The organism is Microbacterium sp. ARD31 (genome assembly GCF_031844425.1).
The window spans coordinates 117,629-134,799 of record NZ_JAUZVE010000002.1; the positions used below are offsets into that span (position 1 = coordinate 117,629).

The 17,171-nt window shown below is 71.5% G+C and carries 13 protein-coding genes and 1 riboswitch; of the genes, 8 read left to right on the forward strand and 5 right to left on the reverse strand.

The window, feature by feature from the left end; genetic code table 11:
• Positions 1–144: 144 nt before the first annotated feature.
• On the reverse strand, positions 145–1,962 hold the full coding sequence (locus Q9S36_RS07275) for an ABC transporter family substrate-binding protein (protein WP_311284552.1): 1,818 nt from the start codon (positions 1,960–1,962) through the stop codon (positions 145–147).
• Between the two features lie 187 nt (positions 1,963–2,149).
• Between Q9S36_RS07275 and Q9S36_RS07280 the strand changes: the two genes are divergently transcribed.
• Positions 2,150–2,995 carry a CPBP family intramembrane glutamic endopeptidase gene (locus Q9S36_RS07280; protein ID WP_311284553.1) on the forward strand — a complete coding sequence of 282 codons (846 nt, stop codon included), beginning with the start codon at positions 2,150–2,152 and terminating at the stop codon, positions 2,993–2,995.
• A 218-nt stretch (positions 2,996–3,213) separates the two neighbouring features.
• The gene (locus Q9S36_RS07285; RefSeq protein WP_311284554.1) at positions 3,214–4,203 is read left to right on the forward strand and encodes a hypothetical protein; all 990 of its coding nucleotides are present in this window, start codon (positions 3,214–3,216) and stop codon (positions 4,201–4,203) included.
• A gap of 155 nt (positions 4,204–4,358) precedes the next feature.
• On the opposite strand, the gene gcvP is transcribed toward Q9S36_RS07285, so the two are convergent.
• The 4 genes from gcvP to Q9S36_RS07305 all read right to left on the reverse strand — a co-directional run bounded on the left by gcvP (position 4,359) and on the right by Q9S36_RS07305 (position 10,305).
• The gene (gene gcvP, locus Q9S36_RS07290; RefSeq protein WP_396653742.1) at positions 4,359–7,196 is read right to left on the reverse strand and encodes an aminomethyl-transferring glycine dehydrogenase; all 2,838 of its coding nucleotides are present in this window, start codon (positions 7,194–7,196) and stop codon (positions 4,359–4,361) included.
• A gap of 74 nt (positions 7,197–7,270) precedes the next feature.
• Complete coding sequence (gcvH, locus tag Q9S36_RS07295) at positions 7,271–7,654, reverse strand: glycine cleavage system protein GcvH (protein WP_251450340.1); 384 nt, start codon at positions 7,652–7,654, stop codon at positions 7,271–7,273.
• Entirely contained in the window at positions 7,651–8,829 is a 1,179-nt protein-coding gene (locus Q9S36_RS07300) for a glycine cleavage system aminomethyltransferase GcvT (protein WP_311284556.1), read from the reverse strand. The genes gcvH and Q9S36_RS07300 overlap by 4 nt, the downstream gene beginning before the upstream one ends.
• A 154-nt stretch (positions 8,830–8,983) precedes the next feature.
• Positions 8,984–9,076, reverse strand: a riboswitch (glycine riboswitch).
• A gap of 53 nt (positions 9,077–9,129) precedes the next feature.
• Entirely contained in the window at positions 9,130–10,305 is a 1,176-nt protein-coding gene (locus Q9S36_RS07305) for a MarP family serine protease (protein WP_311284557.1), read from the reverse strand.
• Between the two features lie 192 nt (positions 10,306–10,497).
• Between Q9S36_RS07305 and Q9S36_RS07310 the strand changes: the two genes are divergently transcribed.
• From Q9S36_RS07310 to Q9S36_RS07335, 6 genes are read left to right on the forward strand one after another with little or no spacing between them, the layout of a single operon-like run.
• Positions 10,498–11,151 carry an NrtR DNA-binding winged helix domain-containing protein gene (locus Q9S36_RS07310; RefSeq protein WP_311285055.1) on the forward strand — a complete coding sequence of 218 codons (654 nt, stop codon included), beginning with the start codon at positions 10,498–10,500 and terminating at the stop codon, positions 11,149–11,151.
• A gap of 43 nt (positions 11,152–11,194) precedes the next feature.
• Entirely contained in the window at positions 11,195–12,577 is a 1,383-nt protein-coding gene (gene nadA / locus Q9S36_RS07315) for a quinolinate synthase NadA (protein WP_311284558.1), read from the forward strand.
• A complete protein-coding gene (gene nadB, locus Q9S36_RS07320) occupies positions 12,574–14,166 on the forward strand; it encodes an L-aspartate oxidase (RefSeq protein ID WP_311284559.1) in 1,593 nt (530 codons plus the stop codon). Before nadA ends, nadB begins: the two co-directional genes overlap by 4 nt.
• A complete protein-coding gene (gene nadC, locus Q9S36_RS07325; RefSeq protein ID WP_311284560.1) occupies positions 14,166–15,041 on the forward strand; it encodes a carboxylating nicotinate-nucleotide diphosphorylase in 876 nt (291 codons plus the stop codon). Before nadB ends, nadC begins: the two co-directional genes overlap by 1 nt.
• A gap of 9 nt (positions 15,042–15,050) precedes the next feature.
• The gene (locus Q9S36_RS07330; protein ID WP_311284561.1) at positions 15,051–16,217 is read left to right on the forward strand and encodes a cysteine desulfurase family protein; all 1,167 of its coding nucleotides are present in this window, start codon (positions 15,051–15,053) and stop codon (positions 16,215–16,217) included.
• Positions 16,214–17,161, forward strand: coding sequence for a glycosyltransferase family 2 protein (locus Q9S36_RS07335; RefSeq protein ID WP_311284562.1), 948 nt, complete (start codon positions 16,214–16,216; stop codon positions 17,159–17,161). Before Q9S36_RS07330 ends, Q9S36_RS07335 begins: the two co-directional genes overlap by 4 nt.
• Positions 17,162–17,171 lie beyond the last annotated feature (10 nt).

The window sequence follows — 17,171 nt, forward strand, 5'->3', positions numbered from 1 at the left end:
GATATGCCAGACGGCGTCCGGCGCCCCCGGGTGGAGCGCCGAGCCGCTGAAGAGAAGTCTCATGGAGGGGGGGTGCAGGTCCCGTGGAACCTGCACCCCCGTGTCCGGTCGCGGCGGGCTCAGCCCGAAGCCACCGGCTGTGACTTACTCCTCGGTACCGGCGTCCGTCACTTCCCAGTCCCACGCGTTCCAGAAGATGGTCGGCGCGAGGATCGACGGGTCGATGTTGGTGACGCGGTCGCTGTAGGCGGTGACCTCCGGGAACTGGAAGATGGTGACTCCGTAGAAGTCCTCCCAGAGAAGGCGGTCCAGCTCCTGCTGCAGCGTGATCTGCTGCTCGGCGTCGAAGGTGACGTTGAGCTCGGAGATGATCTCGTCGACACGCTCGTTCGAGTAGTAGTTCAGGTTGTTGATGCCGTTCGTCACGAACGTCGGGAGCGAGTTGGTCACACCCAGGCTCGTCGACTGCCATCCGAACAGCGACGCGTCGTAGGCGCCGGGGGTGCCGAGCAGGCCACCCCAGTCCTCGGAACCGCAGTCGGTGACCTCGAAGCCGGCCTCGTTGGCCGACTGCTGGATGAGAGCGAACTCGTTCACGCGACGGGGGTTGTTCGACGCGTAGAGGATGCAGACCTCGGTGTTGGTGACACCGGAGTCCTCGAGCAGCTGGCGAGCGCCCTCGATGTCGACCTCGGCGTAGTCGGCCGAGGTGTTGTTCGCGGCGGACTCGTCGTAGCCCTCGGCACCGGGGACGAACAGCTGCGAGTCACGGAGGATCGCGTCGTCGCCGATGATGGGCTCGATGAGGGTGGTGACGATCTCCTGGCGGGGGATCGTCTTCATGAACGCCTGACGGACCTGCGGGTTGGAGAAGATGTTCTCCGGGTTGCGGCCCTGGTCGAACTGCAGGTCGACGTGCTCGTAGGTGCCACCGAGGCCGGTGCTCACCGTGATGCCGTCGATGCCCTCGAGCGCGTCGGTGATGTCAGCGGTCGCCTGCGGCTGGATGATGTCCACCTCGCCGTTCTCGAGCGCCTGGACGGCAGCCAGCGGGTCGGGGATGAAGCGGATCGTGATCTCCTCGATGTTCGGGGAGTTCTCGCCGGCGTACTCCGGGTTCGCCGTGAGGGTCACGAACTGGTCAGCCTGGTAGTCGCTGATCATGTACGGGCCGCTCGCGGTGACGAGCTCGGTGTCGTCGGGCATCGACGTGAAGTTGAAGCCGCCGTTCCAGAACGCGGACATCGCGGCCAGGGCCTCGGCGTCCTCGGACTCGATCGCGTCGAGCACGGCCTGCTTGGCCTCTTCGTTGTCCTCGATCTCGAGCGACTTCTTCGCGATGATGTGCGCGGGAAGCGGCGACGAGAAGACGAGCTCCCAGTCCACGAAGGGCTGGTCGAAGGTCATCGTGATGGAGCGGCCGTCCTCGCCGATCTCCGGCGTCTCGGTGACCAGGCCCATGCCCGACTCGGGCGTGGCGCCGGAGTCGAAGTAGACGATGTCCTCGGGGAACGCGTCGGTGAACTCACCGGTCTCGGGGTCGGTGAACTCGCCCGGGTCGAAGTCCGGGGTGTCCAGCGCACGCGAGAGCGCAGCCCAGTTGAGCATGAGGTCGGCAGCGTCGACCGGGGTGCCGTCGGACCAGTTCACGCCCTCGTTGACGGTGTAGGTCACCGTCAGGGGGTCTTCGCTGACCAGCTCGTACGTGCCGAACGAGGTGTTCTTCACGAGCTCGGGCGTGTTGTTGTAGTAGTTGAAGCCGTCCAACACCAGGTAGTTGATGTTGTTGTTGGCTGTGGCGTTGCCGAACGACGTGTTGCCGTTCATCGAGTAGAACGCCTGGTTCCACGCTGCTGTGATCGAGGAGCCCTCGACGAGCCCCGAATCGTCGCCACCGTCGGTGTCAGAGCCACCGGCGGCGCATCCGGAGATCACGAGTGCGCCGACTGCGGTGAATCCCACCGCAGTCAGGATGCGCTTCATTCTCACTATTCCTCCTGTGCAAGGTTGTGCGCGCACGAGGCCATGGTTGGACCCCGGCGCGCGGATAGACACACCCTAAGCACGCGTGTGTCGGATGGTCAAAAGTCCGAACGAAAACGTTACATAGCCTTAACTCAGGGCAGACGACGTGTGACAATCTGACAAGATGAACGGCGATTCCGGCGCGGCCGATGTGAGGTTTCCCACGACCTCCCCGCGCGCCCGCACGTGGTGGGAGATCGGCATCGTCCTGGCGGTCACGGTGGGCCAGTCCGCGGTGTACAGCGTGCTGTCGTTCGTGCGCTCGATCCAGCGCGCGCTCGAGCAGAACGCCTCGCTCGGCGACCAGCAGGCCCGACTGAACCCGTCGCGCGACACGCAGGCGCTGTGGGACCTCGTCTATCAGCTGCTCGACATCTTCTTCTCGCTGGCGCTGGTCGCCCTCGTCCTCTACCTGCTGTGGGAGCCGGGGACGAACGCCCTCAAGCGCATCGGCCTGGACGTCGGCCGCTTCGGCTCGGACGCCGGGCGCGGCATCCTTCTGGTCCTCGCGATCGGGGTGCCGGGACTCGCCCTGTACATCGTCGGCAGGATGCTGGGCCTCACCGTCGCCGTCGTGGCGTCTCCCCTGGACGCCGCCTGGTACACCGTTCCGCTCTTGCTCCTGTCGGCGGTGCGGGCGGGCCTGGTCGAGGAGGTCATCCTCCTCGGCTACCTCTTCGACCGGCTGCGGCGCGTCGGGTGGTCGTGGTGGACCATCATCCTCGCGACGGCCGGGCTGCGCGCGGCCTACCACGCGTATCAGGGCGTGGGTTCGATCATCGGGAACTTCGTCATGGGCGTGGTGTTCGGGTGGTGCTACCGCCGTTGGGGCCGGGTGATGCCGCTCGTGATCGCGCACACCGTGATCGACGTGATCGCCTTCGTCGGCTATCCCCTCGCCGCCGCCCTCTTCCCCGCCGTCTTCACCCCCACCCCCACGCCCTCGCCCACCCCGACGCCGTCCCCCTGACGCCCCCTTCGGTTCCGCGAAAGTACACCTGGCGGACGACCGGCTGGGGTTCCCCCGACCCCTCGTCCGCCAGGTGTACTTTCGCGAATGTCGGGGCGCGTCGGGGGGCGGGCGGGTGCGTGAGCGGCGTCGCCTGCACAGGGTGACGGCGGGGGCGCGGTGTCCACAGATCGCGGGGCGCGGCGGGGGTGGACGCGGGTCGGCGCCAGGGTGGACGGATGCCGCTGCGCGCCCTGACCTCGACCATCCAGCCGTGTCCGCTGCCGCTCCTGCGCAGCCGCGACGTCGCACATCCCGAGCGCGGCGTCGCCGCCGGCGTCCTCGTGCGCGTCCGGGCAGGTGTGTACGCGTCGACGCCGCTGTGGAACGCCCTGCCGCCGTGGCATCGCTATCTCGCCCGCGTGCACGCCGTCGCGCTGGTGACGCCGGATGCCGTCTTCTGCCTCGAGTCCGCCGCCGCACTCCAGGGGATGCCGATCTTCGGAGACCCGCGCACCGTTCACGTCGCCGTGACCGACTCGTCAGCGTCGCGTCTGGTGTCGGGGGTGAACACGCACCGTACGACGCTCGATCGCGACGTCGTCGAGGTCGGCGGCATCGCGATGACATCTGCGGCCGACACTGCCGTGGATCTCGGACGGCACCGGCATCCGGCCGTCGGGTTGGCCGCGGCCGATGCCGCGCTCCGGCTCGAGGCAGATCTGAGCCGAGAGGCCCTGCAGGGCGTGAACGAGGGTCGCCGGAGCAGTCGCGGCCGCAATCTGGCACGGTGGCCGCTCTCGCGCGCGACCGCCGATGCCGAGACAGCGCTCGAGTCTGTCAGCCGGGCGGTGATCGAGTGGCTCGGCTTTCCGCCCCCGGACCTGCAGGTCTCCTTCGTGTCGACAGACGACGTCGTCGACCGGTCCGACATGTTCTGGCCCGAGATCGGGCTCGTCGGCGAGAGCGACGGAGACCTGAAGTACGACGGTCGGTACGGCGACGCGCGCGCCGTGCTTCGCTCCCAGTCCGAACGCGACCGGCGCCTACGCGCGCAGCCGCGGGTGCGCAGTCTGGTGCACTGGGGGTGGGCCGATGCGACGCGCGTGGACTCGTTGCGCAGCATCCTCATCGGTGTCGGTCTGCGTCAGCGGGAGCCGGAGCATCCGGCGCACCTGTCCTCGCTGCGCCGGGCGCTCGCGCCGCATCCGCCGCACCGCACCGCGTGACCCTCCCGTCCCTGCCCCGCGCCCCTGCCCCGCGCCCCTCCCCCGCGCCGGTCCGCGAAAGTACATCTGGCGGACGAAACCCCGGGTGCACCCCGCACCCTCGTCCGCCAGATGTACTCTCGCGGTCGAGGGGCACGACCGAGGGCCGGCGAAGACTAGGCGAAGGCCTCGATCGGGGGGCAGGCGCACACGAGGTTGCGGTCGCCGTAGGCCTGGTCGATGCGGCGGACCGGCGGCCAGTACTTGGTTCGTACGAGCGAGCGCACGGGATAGACCGCCTCGGCACGGGTGTACGGATGCGTCCATTCGCCCTCGATCGCCGCCGACGCGGTGTGCGGGGCGTTCACCAGGGGGTTGTCGTCCGCCGGCCACTCCCCCGCGGCGACCCGCGACGCCTCGGCGCGGATCGCGATCATCGCCTCGACGAAGCGGTCGATCTCGCCCAGGTCCTCCGACTCGGTGGGCTCGACCATGAGGGTGCCCGCCACGGGGAACGACATCGTCGGCGCGTGGAAGCCGTAGTCGATGAGCCGCTTGGCCACGTCGTCGACGGTCACACCCGTCTCCTCCCGCAGCGGCCGCAGGTCGAGGATGCACTCGTGCGCGACCAGCCCGCCCTCGCCGGCGTACAGCACCGGGTAGTGGTCCTTCAGCCGGAAGGCGATGTAGTTCGCCGCGAGCACGGCGGCAGCCGTCGCATCGCGCAGCCCGTCGACGCCCATCATCCGCACGTACGCCCACGAGATGGGCAGGATGCCGGCCGAGCCGTGCGGCGCTGACGAGACCGGTCCGCCCTCGAACACTCCCCCGGCGTGGTCGCGACGCTGCGCGAGGGGGTGGCCGGGCAGGTGCGGCGCGAGGTGCGCCTTCGCCGCCACCGGACCGACACCCGGACCGCCCCCGCCGTGGGGGATCGCGAAGGTCTTGTGCAGATTCAGGTGCGACACGTCTCCGCCGAGGTCGCCGAAGCGGGCGTACCCCAGCAGCGCGTTCAGGTTCGCCCCGTCGACGTACACCTGCCCGCCGGCGTCGTGCACGGCCTGGGTGATCTCGAGCACGTCGTGCTCGTACACCCCGTGCGTCGACGGGTAGGTGATCATGAGCGCCGCGAGCGACGTCGCGTGGGCGGCGATCTTCGCCCGCAGGTCGTCGAGGTCGACGTTGCCGGCCTCGTCGCAGGCGACGACGACGACCTTCATGCCCGCGAGCACCGCCGAGGCGGCGTTCGTGCCGTGCGCCGAGGACGGGATGAGGCACACGGTCCGGTCGGTGTCGCCGTTGGCGCGGTGATACCCGCGGATGGCGAGCAGGCCCGCGAGCTCGCCCTGCGACCCGGCGTTGGGCTGCAGCGAGACGGCGTCGTACCCCGTCACCTCGGCGAGCCAGACCTCGAGCTGCTCGATCATCGCGAGATACCCGCGCACATCCGCCTCGGGGGCGAACGGGTGCACGCGCGAGAACTCCGGCCACGACACCGCCGCCATCTCTGTCGCGGCGTTGAGCTTCATGGTGCACGAGCCGAGCGGGATCATGCCGCGGTCCAGCGCGTAGTCGCGGTCGGCCAGCTGCTTGAGGTAGCGCATCATCGCCGTCTCGGAGCGGTGCGAGCTGAACACCGGGTGCGTGAGGAACGCCTCGTCGCCGCGCCGCAGCTGCGCCACGACACCGGCCAGAGCGGATGCCGCACCGTACGGCACGGCGCGCTCGCCCTGTTCGCCGCCGCCCGACACCTCGGCCTCGGGCAGGCCGAACGCCCAGGCGATCGCGGCGAGGTCCTCGGCCGTCGTGGTCTCGTCCACCGATACGCCGACCGTGGCGTCGTCGGCCCAGAACAGCTGGTACCCGCGCTCCCGTGCGCGCTCGATGACCCGTCGCGCAGGGCCCGGGGTCGACACCCGGATCGTGTCGAAGAACGCGTCGGTGCGCAGCGAGAGCCCGTAGGAGCGCAGCCGATCGGCGAGGGCCTCGGCCTTCTGCGCCACCTCCGTGGCGATGCGGGTGAGGCCGTCCGGCCCGTGGTAGACCGCGTACATGGCGGCCATGACGGCCAGCAGCACCTGCGCCGTGCAGATGTTGGACGTGGCCTTCTCGCGGCGGATGTGCTGCTCGCGGGTCTGCAGTGACAGCCGGTAGGCGGGGTGACCCTCGGCGTCCTGCGAGACGCCGACGAGTCGGCCGGGCAGCTGGCGCTCGAGCCCCTGGCGGACGGCCATGTACCCGGCGTGGGGTCCCCCGAAGCCCAGGGGCACGCCGAAGCGCTGGGTGGTGCCGACGGCGACGTCGGCACCGAACGAGCCGGGCGAGCGCAGCAGTGTGAGGGCGAGCAGGTCGGCGGCGACCACGGCGAGCCCGCCGGCGACGTGCGCGGCGTCCACGACGCCACGGGGGTCCCAGACCTCGCCGGATGCGCCGGGATACTGCACGAACACGCCGAACAGCTCCTCGGGCAGCGTCGCTCCGCGCGCGAGGTCGCGCTCGACGATCTCGATGCCCAGGGCCGCGGCCCGGTGCACGAGCAGCGCCTTGGTCTGCGGCAGCGCGTCGGCGTCGACGACGAACACGTTCGAGGCCGCCTTCGATGCACGGCGGGCCACCAGCATCCCCTCGACGACGGCCGTCGACTCGTCGAGCATCGACGCGTTGGCCGTGGCGAGTCCGGTGAGATCGGTCACCATCGTCTGGAAGTTGATGAGCGCCTCGAGCCGCCCCTGCGATATCTCGGGCTGGTACGGGGTGTAGGCGGTGTACCACGACGGGTTCTCGAGCACGTTCCGCGCGATCACCGACGGGGTGAACGTGTCGTAGTAGCCCAGCCCGATCATCGGCCGGGCGACGCGGTTCTGCGAGGCGAGCGCGCGCAGCTCGGCGAGGGCCTCGGCCTCGGTCGCGGCGGCCGGGATGTCGCTCGTCGAGCGGGCGTCCACCTGGATGGATGCCGGAACGGCGCGTCGCACGAGGGCGTCGACGTCTTCGTAGCCGAGGGCGTCGAGCATGACGCGCTGCGCGTCGGCGTCGAGGCCGATGTGCCGGGCGGCGAAGGTGCCGCCCGCGACCGATCCGGGCCCGCTCACGCGTCCCCGCCGGTGAGTTCGACGTAGGCGGCACGATCCATGAGACCCTCCACCGCGGTCGGGTCGACGGTGATCTTCAGCAGCCACCCGTCCCCGTAGGGAGACGAGTTCACCAGCGAAGGGTCGTCGACGGCGGCGTCGTTCGTCTCGGCGACCTCGCCGGTGAGCGGTGCGTACAGTTCGCCGACGGACTTCGTCGACTCGATCTCGCCGCACACCTCGCCCGCCGTGACGGCCGATCCGGTGGACGGGAGCTCCACGAACACCACGTCGCCGAGCTTGTCGGCGGCGTAGTCGGTGATGCCGACCGTGGCGGTGGTGCCGTCGAGGGCCACCCACTCGTGCTCAGCGGTGTACTTGAGGCTGTTGAGATCGGTCACTTCTTCCTCCGGTAGAAAGGCGGGGCGGTCACGGTCGCGGGGATGCGGGTTCCGCGCACGTCGAGATACAGCACGGTGCCGGCGGCGGATGCCGCGGGGGCGACGAAGGCCATGGCGATGGGGTGGCCGAGGGTCGGGCTGAGCGCGCCGGAGGTGACCTCGCCGACGCGCGACGCGTCCGGCGCGTCCCCGTCGAAGACGCCGTACCCGGCGCGTCCGGCTCGGCGCCCCTCGGCGACGAGCCCGACGAGGACGGGCGCGTCCGTGAGGTCGCGCCCGGCGAGCGCGGCCTTGCCGACGAAGTCGTCCTTGTCCGTCACGACGACCCGGCCCAGGCCCGCCTGGGCGGGGGCGATGTCGCGCGTCAGCTCGTGGCCGTAGAGCGGCATGCCGGCCTCGAGGCGCAGGGTGTCGCGCGCGGCCAGGCCCGCCGGCACCAGCCCGAGCGGTTCGCCGGCGCGGAGCAGGGCGTCCCAGAGCGCCTCGGCACGGGTGACGGGCACGAGCAGCTCGAAGCCGTCCTCGCCGGTGTAGCCGGTGCGGCACACGAGCACACCGGTCTCGTCGAACGACGCGCTGGTCGTGGCGTAGTACGGCACGTCTGCGAGCGGTCGCTGCCACCCCGTCAGCTCGGGCGTCGCCTCGAGGACCGCCCGTGCCGCCGGACCCTGCACGGCGAGCAGGCCGTAGCCATCCGAGACGTCCTCGACGCGGGCATGCGTGCCGGGGATGAACGCGAACGACCCGTCCTGGCCGGTGAGGGGCGGCGGCGGCGGGAACATCGCCACCCGCTCGGCGAGGGCTTCGGCGACCGCGTCGCGATTGCCCGCGTTGGCGATGACGAGGTAGCGGTCGTCGGCGAGGCGGTAGACGATCACGTCGTCGATGATGCCGCCGTCGGCCGCCAGCACGAGCGAGTACTTCGCCCTGCCCTCGGCGAGCGCCGAGAGCCGGCCGGCGAGCGCGTAGTCGAGATACGCCCCGGCGTGCGTGCCGGTGACGAGGAACTCCGCCATGTGCGAGATGTCGAACAGTCCCGCGCTCTCGCGGACGGCCTTGTGCTCGGCCAGGTCGGACGAGTAGCGCACCGGCATGAGCCAGCCGCCGAAGTCCGTGAACGAGGCGCCGAGCGCTTCGTGGCGCCCACGCAGCGGCGTGGAGCGAGGGTCTGGCATGAGTTCTCCCGTCGGTCGGGCAGGCGCGGGTCCGCGCCTATCGAACTCCCCCTCTGTCATGGGCCTGAGAGTTTCGCATCGGCATCCGTTCGTCAAGGGGATGCCGGTGCTTTCACCGTCGGCGGATGTCGAAGACATCTCTTTCCAGAGTGGCCCGACCTCAGCGGTACGCGTACCTGAGAGATTGGCGGGGAGGCTTGCTCCTTCGGTGCCCGGCGTAGTGCCGGGGCTCTCCCGCAGAGGTCATCGAGCCGGTTCTGTTGCTGTTCAGTTGCGGGGCCAGCATAGCGCCCCCGACCGTCACGACGTGCAGGCGCCCGTGGACACCGGCTGCTCGAACGCATCCGCCTGGGCGAGGACGGGCAGCAGCTCGGCCGTCGTCATCGCGTAGCCGACCTCGCGGCCGTCGTCCGCCCGCGCGAACACCACGCCGGCGACGTCGCCGTCGGTGGTCAGCAGCGGGCCGCCGGAGTTGCCCGGCACGACCTGCGCCTGCAGCGCGTAGATCTCGCGTGGGGCGCTGGCGTCCTCGTAGATGTCCGGCACGGGCGCCGAGGTGGCGGACAGGACGCGGGCGGGGCCCGACGAGAACGGGCCGCCGTACGGGTAGCCCTGCACGACCGCCGACGCACCCGGCTCCAGCGGTTCGGTGATGCCGAGAGCGGCCGCATCCAGATCGTCGATCTCGATGACAGCGAGGTCGTCGACCGGATCGAAGTAGACCACGCGGCCCTCGCGGGCGGCGCGGCCGGGGAGCTCGACCACCGGTGCGTCGACCCCTGCCACGACGTGCGCGTTGGTCACGACGAGGTCGGGAGCCGCGACGAACCCGCTGCCCGTGGAGCTCGTCCCGCAGGCGTACGCCACGCCCGAGATCAGTCCGACCGAGGCCGCTGCGGCCTCGAGACGCGGTGAATCCAGCGCGATGGCCGGCAGGGGTCCGGTCTCGGTCTCGGGGGCGAGGAGACCGCCCAGTCGTGGAATGCCCTCGTCGAGGACGGCGGCCCGCAGCTGCGCGAGCGTGGTCTGCACGGGCCGGGGGGTCAGCGAGTCGATCGTGCGCAGCACCGTCGATGAGCCGATCGCGGGCGCCACCACCGGCATCCCAGTCGCGACGAGTCCCTGCCCGACGAACGAGGCGGCGAGCGCGGCGATGACGACGCTCGCGGCGCCGCCGAGGAGGCGCTCGAAGCCGCGGAGGGGGGTGCGGTCGACGCCGCGCCGCAGGGCCATGCCGATGCCGCCGCCGATCGCGATGCCGACCACCAGGAGCAGCAGGGTGCCGCCGATGACGACGAGGGGCCGCCACTGCTGAGTGGGCAGGGCGTCGTTGACCAGTGGGATGGCCCAGAGGGCGGCGAACGCGCCGCCGACGAGACCCAGCAGGGATCCGAGGCTGGCGAGCAGCCCGCGCTGGAGACCTGCCAGCAGAGCGACGACGAGGATGACGATCAGAACGATGTCGATCACCTGCACGGGGGCTCCTTCCGGGGAGGGCCACCCTACGGCGCGCGACTGGGAGAACGACGCGAACGTCACGCGTTTGACCTTCTGGTCACCATGACACTAAGATCGGTCGAAGGAGTTAGAGTCACCATGACACGAACCAGCACGATCAGCCACGGCATCCCCATCGCGTCCGCCGAAGGAGACGCGACGCGCGTCGCCGTGTCCACGGTCATCTTCACGCTCCGCCGCGACCCCGACGGCGACCGCCCCGAGCTCGCCCTGCCCCTCGTCCGTCGCACGCGCGACCCCCACGAGGGCTCGTGGGCGCTGCCGGGCGGCTGGCTGGACGTCGACGAGGGACTGGACGCCGCGGCATCCCGGACCCTGGCCGAGACGACGGGATTGGAGCCGAGCTACCTCGAGCAGCTGTACGCCTTCGGCGCCGTGGACCGCTCCCCCACCCGCGTCGTGTCGATCGTGTACTGGGCGCTGCTGCGCGCCGACGAGGCGGCCGCCGCGGCCGCGGAGGAGAACGTGTCGTGGTTCGATGCGACGTCTCTTCCGCGCCTGGCGTTCGACCACAACGACATCGTCGACTACGCCCTGTGGCGCCTGCGGAACAAGGTCGGCTACAGCCGCATCGCGCACGGACTGCTCGCCGACGAGTTCACGCTCGCCGAGCTGCGCGAGGTGTACGAGTCGATCCTCGGCAAGCGGCTCGACCCGGCGAACTTCCGCCGCCAGGCCGAGAACTCCGGCACCCTCATCCCCACCGACCACTTCCGCACCGGGAGCCACCGCCCCGCGAGGCTGTACCGCTACGACCGCGATGTCGAGCTCGCCGACCGCGGGCCGCTCTCGGCGCGCCATTGACCCGAACCGCCCCGGCCACCGCCCCACCCGAACAGAGAATCCCATGACCGCCGTCAACATCTCCCTCACCCCGCACCCCGGAGTCGACCCGTCGGTCGACCACGAGATCCAGGCGATCGTCCGCGGCGCCTCGACCACCGAGACCTGCAACACCGACCTCGCCGCCGGTCCGTGGGACTTCGACACGCGCCCGGGCTATGGCCCCGGCGCATCGATGGGCGATGTGATCCCCACCGGCGCCCCCCGCCAGGGTGAGCTCCCGCGCGAGTACCGCGAGGCCGACGACGCCGAGCTGGACGATCGCATCCGCGCTGCCAAGGCCCTCCTCGGGGACCGGGTCGTCGTGCTGGGTCACTTCTACCAGCGCGAAGAGGTCGTCCGTCACGCCGACTACGTGGGCGACTCGTTCCAGCTCGCCGGCGCCGCGAAAGCACATCCCGAGGCCGAGGCCATCGTGTTCTGCGGCGTGCACTTCATGGCCGAGACCGCCGACCTGCTCTCGCAGCCGGAGCAGGCCGTCATCCTCCCCAACCTGGCCGCGGGATGTTCGATGGCCGACATGGCCGACATCGACCAGGTCGAGGACTGCTGGGAGCAGCTCGAGGAGCTGTACGGCGACATGACCGCCGTGGATGCCGAGGGCAGGGTGCCCGTCATCCCGGTGACGTACATGAACTCCTCCGCGGCGATCAAGGGCTTCGTGGGTCGCCACGGCGGCATCGTGTGCACCTCGTCGAACGCGCGCACCGTCCTGGAATGGGCCTTCGCGCGGGGCCGCCGGGTGCTGTTCTTCCCCGACCAGCACCTCGGCCGCAACACCGCGAAGGCGATGGGCGTGCCCGTGGAGCAGATGCCGATGTGGAACCCGCGACGTCCCCTCGGCGGAGCCGACGAGGATGCGCTGCACGACGCGCGCGTCATCCTGTGGCACGGGTTCTGCTCGGTCCACCGCCGCTTCACCGTCGACCAGATCGCCGCCGCCCGCACCGCGCACCCGGGCGTCCGCGTCATCGTGCACCCGGAGTGCCCGATGGAGGTCGTCGACGCCGCCGACGAAGCGGGCTCGACCGACTACATCCGCCGGGCCATCGAGGGCGCGACCGAACCGACCACGTTCGCGATCGGCACCGAGGTCAACCTCGTGCAGCGGCTGGCGGCGCAGCATCCGCAGCACGAGATCTTCTGCCTCGACCCGGTCGTGTGCCCCTGCTCGACGATGTACCGCATCCACCCCGGATACCTCGCGTGGGTGCTCGAGTCACTGGTCCGCGGTGAGGTCGTCAACCGCATCACCGTCCCGGCCGATGTCGCCGACCCCGCGCGGGTCGCGCTCGAGCGGATGCTGGCCGCCAAGCCGCCGGCCGGACGACTCGAGCCGGGCGGAGCTCCCGGTCCGGTCGCGACCGCCGCCGGAGCGCCGGCATGACCCCCCCCGCCGCCGTGCACGCCGTGGTCGTCGGCAGCGGCATCGCGGGGCTCACCGTCGCCCTGCACGCCGTCGAGCACGGCTGCCGCGTGACCCTCGTCACCAAGGATGTGCTCGAGCACGCGAACACGCGATACGCGCAGGGCGGGATCGCCGGCGTGATGTTCGACGATGACAGCGTCGCTGATCACGTGCGCGACACCCTCGCGGCGGGCGCCGGCCTCAGCGACCCCGCCGCCGTCGACGTGCTCGTCGGCGAGGGCCCGGAGCGCATCCGCGAGCTGATCGACCTGGGGGTCGAGTTCGACCGGAGTGCGGGCGGCGACTTCGTGAAAGGGCTCGAAGCCGCCCACTCCTACCCGCGCATCCTGCACGCCGGGGGCGATGCGACCGGGACCGCCATCGAACGGGCGCTCGTGGCACGGCTGCGGGCCAGCGGCGCCGACGTGATCGAGCACGCGTTCGTGGTCGACCTCGTCCTGGATGCCGGTCGGGCCGCCGGTGTGGAGCTGCTGGTCGGCGAGCGCGCGGCATCCGGAACCGACTCGGGTCGCCCGGGCACCCGCCGCACGATCTCCGCCGATGCCGTCGTCCTCGCCTCGGGCGGCGCCGGCGAGCTGTACGCGTTCTCGACCAACCCGACGGTGGCCACCGGCGACGGCATCGCCGCGGCGCTGCGGGCCGGAGCGGCGGTGGCGGACCTGGAGTTCTTCCAGTTCCACCCGACGATCCTGGCCGTCGGGGAGCCCTTCCTGGTGTCGGAGGCCGTCCGCGGCGAAGGCGCGGTGCTCATCGACGACACCGGACGACGGTTCGCGTTCGATGACCATCCCGACGGCGAACTGGCCCCGCGCGACGTCGTCGCGCGCTCGATCGCCCGCGCGATGCAGCGTCAGGGCGGCCGTCCGGTCCGCCTGGACGCCACCGGCCTGCATTCGGCCGATGCCGACGAGCGCGCACGATTCCTGGCCGAGCGGTTCCCCACGATCGACCGCGCGGTGCGCGAGCGCGGACTGGACTGGGCGCGTCGGCCGGTACCGGTCGCCCCCGCCGCGCATTACCTGATGGGTGGCGTCGTGACCGACCTGTGGGGTCGCTCCAGCATCCCCGGCCTCTACGCCGTCGGCGAGGTCGCGCGCACCGGCGTCCACGGCGCGAACCGGCTCGCGTCGAACTCCCTGCTCGAAGGCGCGGTGTTCGGCGCGCGTGCGGGCGACGTGATCGCCGCCGACGTCATCTCACGTCGCTGGCCGGATGCCGCCACGAGCCCCGCGGCACCGGTCGCGGTGCGGGGCGTGGAAGCGACGCCCGGCGCCGTGCCGTTCTCGCGGAGCGCCCTGCAGCGACTGCTCTGGGAGCACGCCGGTCTCGTCCGCGACGAAGCCGGGCTCGCTCGCGCCGCCGCGCACCTCGCGCTGTGGCGCTCCACTCGCCGTCGCCCCTCATCCGAGTCCGCGTTCGAGGATGAGAACCTCCTCCTGGTCGCCGAACACCTCGTGGCCGCCGCCCGCGCGCGGACGAGGTCCGCCGGTGCCCACTTCCGACGAGACGACCCCACCGCCATGACGCTCACGAAGGGAGCCGCCTGATGCTCACCCGCACCACCATCGACCGCGTCGTCGCCGTCGCTCTCGACGAGGACGCGCCCTGGGGCGACATCACCGCCGAATCGCTCATCCCCGCCGACGCCCGCGCAAACGCCGAGCTGGTCGCCCGCGAAGAGGGCGTCTTCAGCGGCGGCGATGTGTTCGCCGCCGCGTTCCGTCTCACCGACCCCGCCGTCGAGGTCGACCTCCTCGTGCGCGACGGCGAGCGGTTCGCCGTCGGCGACGTCCTCGCGGCGGTCACGGGACCTGCCCGCGCGGTGCTCACGGCCGAACGCGTGGGGCTCAATTTCGCGCAGCGCATGTCGGGCATCGCCACGCTGACCGCCCGGTACGTCGCCGAGGTCGCCCACACCGGCGCCCGTATCGCGGATACGCGCAAGACGACGCCCGGCCTTCGCGCCTTCGAACGCCACGCCGTCGTGAGCGGCGGGGGGCACAACCACCGTCACTCCCTTTCCGACGCGGTGATGGCCAAGGACAATCACCTCGCCGTCCTGACCGAGCGCGGTCTCTCGGTGACGGCTGCGCTGCAGGGGGCGATCGCCCGCCTGCCGCACACCACCCACGTCGAGGTCGAGGTCGACCGGCTCGATCAGATCGATGCGGTGCTCGCCGCGGGGATCGGCACGATCATGCTCGACAACTTCTCTCTCGAAGACCTCCGCGCCGGCGTCGAGCAGATCGGGGGGCGTGCCATCGTCGAGGCCTCCGGCGGCGTCACGCTGCACACCGTGCGTGCGATCGCCGAGACGGGAGTGGACGTCATCTCGGTGGGGGCGCTCACCCATTCCGCGCCGGCGCTCGATCTCGGACTCGACATCCGTCTCGACGACTCCCGCACACCCGTCGCCCTCTGACCCCCGCCCATGCTGTACCTCGACAACGCCGCGACGACGCCCGTCCGTCCCGAAGTCCTCGAGGCCATGGCCCCCTACCTCGCCCGCACCTTCGGCAATCCCTCCAGCCATCACACGGTCGGCGAGGCCGCGGCGGCCGCCCTCGCGGACGCCCGCGCCCGTATCGCGCACGTGCTGGGGATGCGTCCGGCCGACATCGTCCTCACCTCGGGCGGCACGGAGTCCAACAATCTCGCCGTGAAGGGCCTCGTCGTCGCCGCCGTCACGGGACCCCGCGCGGTGCGACCGGGCCACCTCGTCACCTCCCCGATCGAGCACGAATCCGTGCTCGCCTCGGCCGATCACCTCGCCCGCATCCACGGGGTCGACGTCTCGCTCGTGCCGGTGGATCCGGGTGGACGCTGGCATGCGGATGCCGTCGCGGAGGCGATCCGTGCCGACACCGTCCTGGTGAGCTTCGGCTACGCCAACAACGAGATCGGCACCGTGCAGGACGTCGCGGCGATCGCGGCGGCCGTCCGCGCGGCCGCCGGGGACCGCCGCATCCCGGTGCACGTCGACGCCGTGCAGGCGGCCGGGTGGCTGCCACTGTCGGCACGGGAGCTCGGCGTGGACGCGATAACCGTCGCCGGCCACAAGATCGGGGCGCCCAAAGGCACGGGCGTGCTGGGAGTGCGCTCTCGCCTTCCGCTGGAGCCCGTCCTCCACGGCGGCGGACAGCAGCAGGGGCGGCGCAGCGGCACCGAGGACGTCGCCGGCGCCGTCGCCCTCGCCACCGCCCTCGAACTGGCCGAGGCCGAGCGGGAGGAGGCGAGCCGCCGCGTCGGGGCCTGGCGGGACGCGTTCATCGCCCGGGTGCTCGCCCTCGTTCCCTCGTCTCGCCTCACCGGCGATCCGGAGCATCGTCTCGCGGGCACGGCCAGCTTCACCTTCGCGGGCACGAGCGGCGAAGCCGTCCTGCTCGAGTTGGAGCGACGAGGCGTGGTGTCCTCGAGCGGCTCGGCCTGCGCGGCCGGCAGCGACGAGCCCTCGCACGTCCTCACCGCGCTGGGCATCGACGCCGACGTCGCCCGGACCGCGGTGCGCTTCACGCTCCCCCGCTCGCTCGCCCAGCCGCTCGACGCCGTCGCGGACGCGGTGGCCGCCTCCGTGGCAGCGGTACGATCGGGCGGGTGACCCCGTCGCCCGCACCCGTCGTCACGATCATCGTCCCCGGATACGATGTGGGGCCCTGGGCGGCGGAGGCCCTCTCCTCCCTCGAGGCGCAGACGCTCCCGACGTGGCAGGCCATCCTTGTGGACGACGCGTCCACCGACGACACCGGGCGCATCTTCGCGGACGCGGCCGCGCGCGACGAGCGCTTCCGCCTCGTACGGCACGACGCGCGCCGCGGCCTCGGTGCCGCACGCAACACCGCACTCGACCTCGTCGACACGCCGTTCGTCGGATTCCTCGACGCCGACGACCGCATGCGCCCCCGTGCCCTGGAGCGGCTCGTCGATTCCCTGGACGCCTCGGGAAGCGACGTCGCCGTCGGCGCGTACGTCCGGCTGCGGCCCGATGGCGCCGGCGGTTACACCCCGGGGACGGTCCAGCCGTGGGTGCGCTCGGCGACCGACCCCGTCCGCACCGGAACCTCGCTGCGGGAGCATCCTCAGGTCGCCGGCAACATCGTGGCGTGGTCGAAGGTGAGTTGCATCGATCTGTGGCGACGGGCGGGCCTGCGCTTCCCCGTCGGCAAGGCCTACGAGGACCAGGTCGTCGCGCAGCTGCTGTACGCCCACGCGCGCGGGATCGACGTCGTCCCCGACGTCGTCGTGGAGTGGCGGGAACGCGCCGACGGCTCGTCCATCACCCAGCACCGCGAGCGGCTCGACGTGCTGAACGACTACCTCGAGGCGCTCGAGGCGGGTATCGGGGTGCTCGACGCTTCCGGCCACACCGCCGCCGCGCGGGCGCGGGTCGACCTGATCCTGGCGATGGACCTGCCGCCGCTGGTCACGATCGCGCGCACGCACCCCGACACCCGGTACCGTCGAGCCCTGGGCGCCTTCGTGCGGCGACTCGCGGACCGCGGGGGTGCACCGGACGACGACGTCGCTCCCGCCCTGCTGTGGTGAGGACCCGATC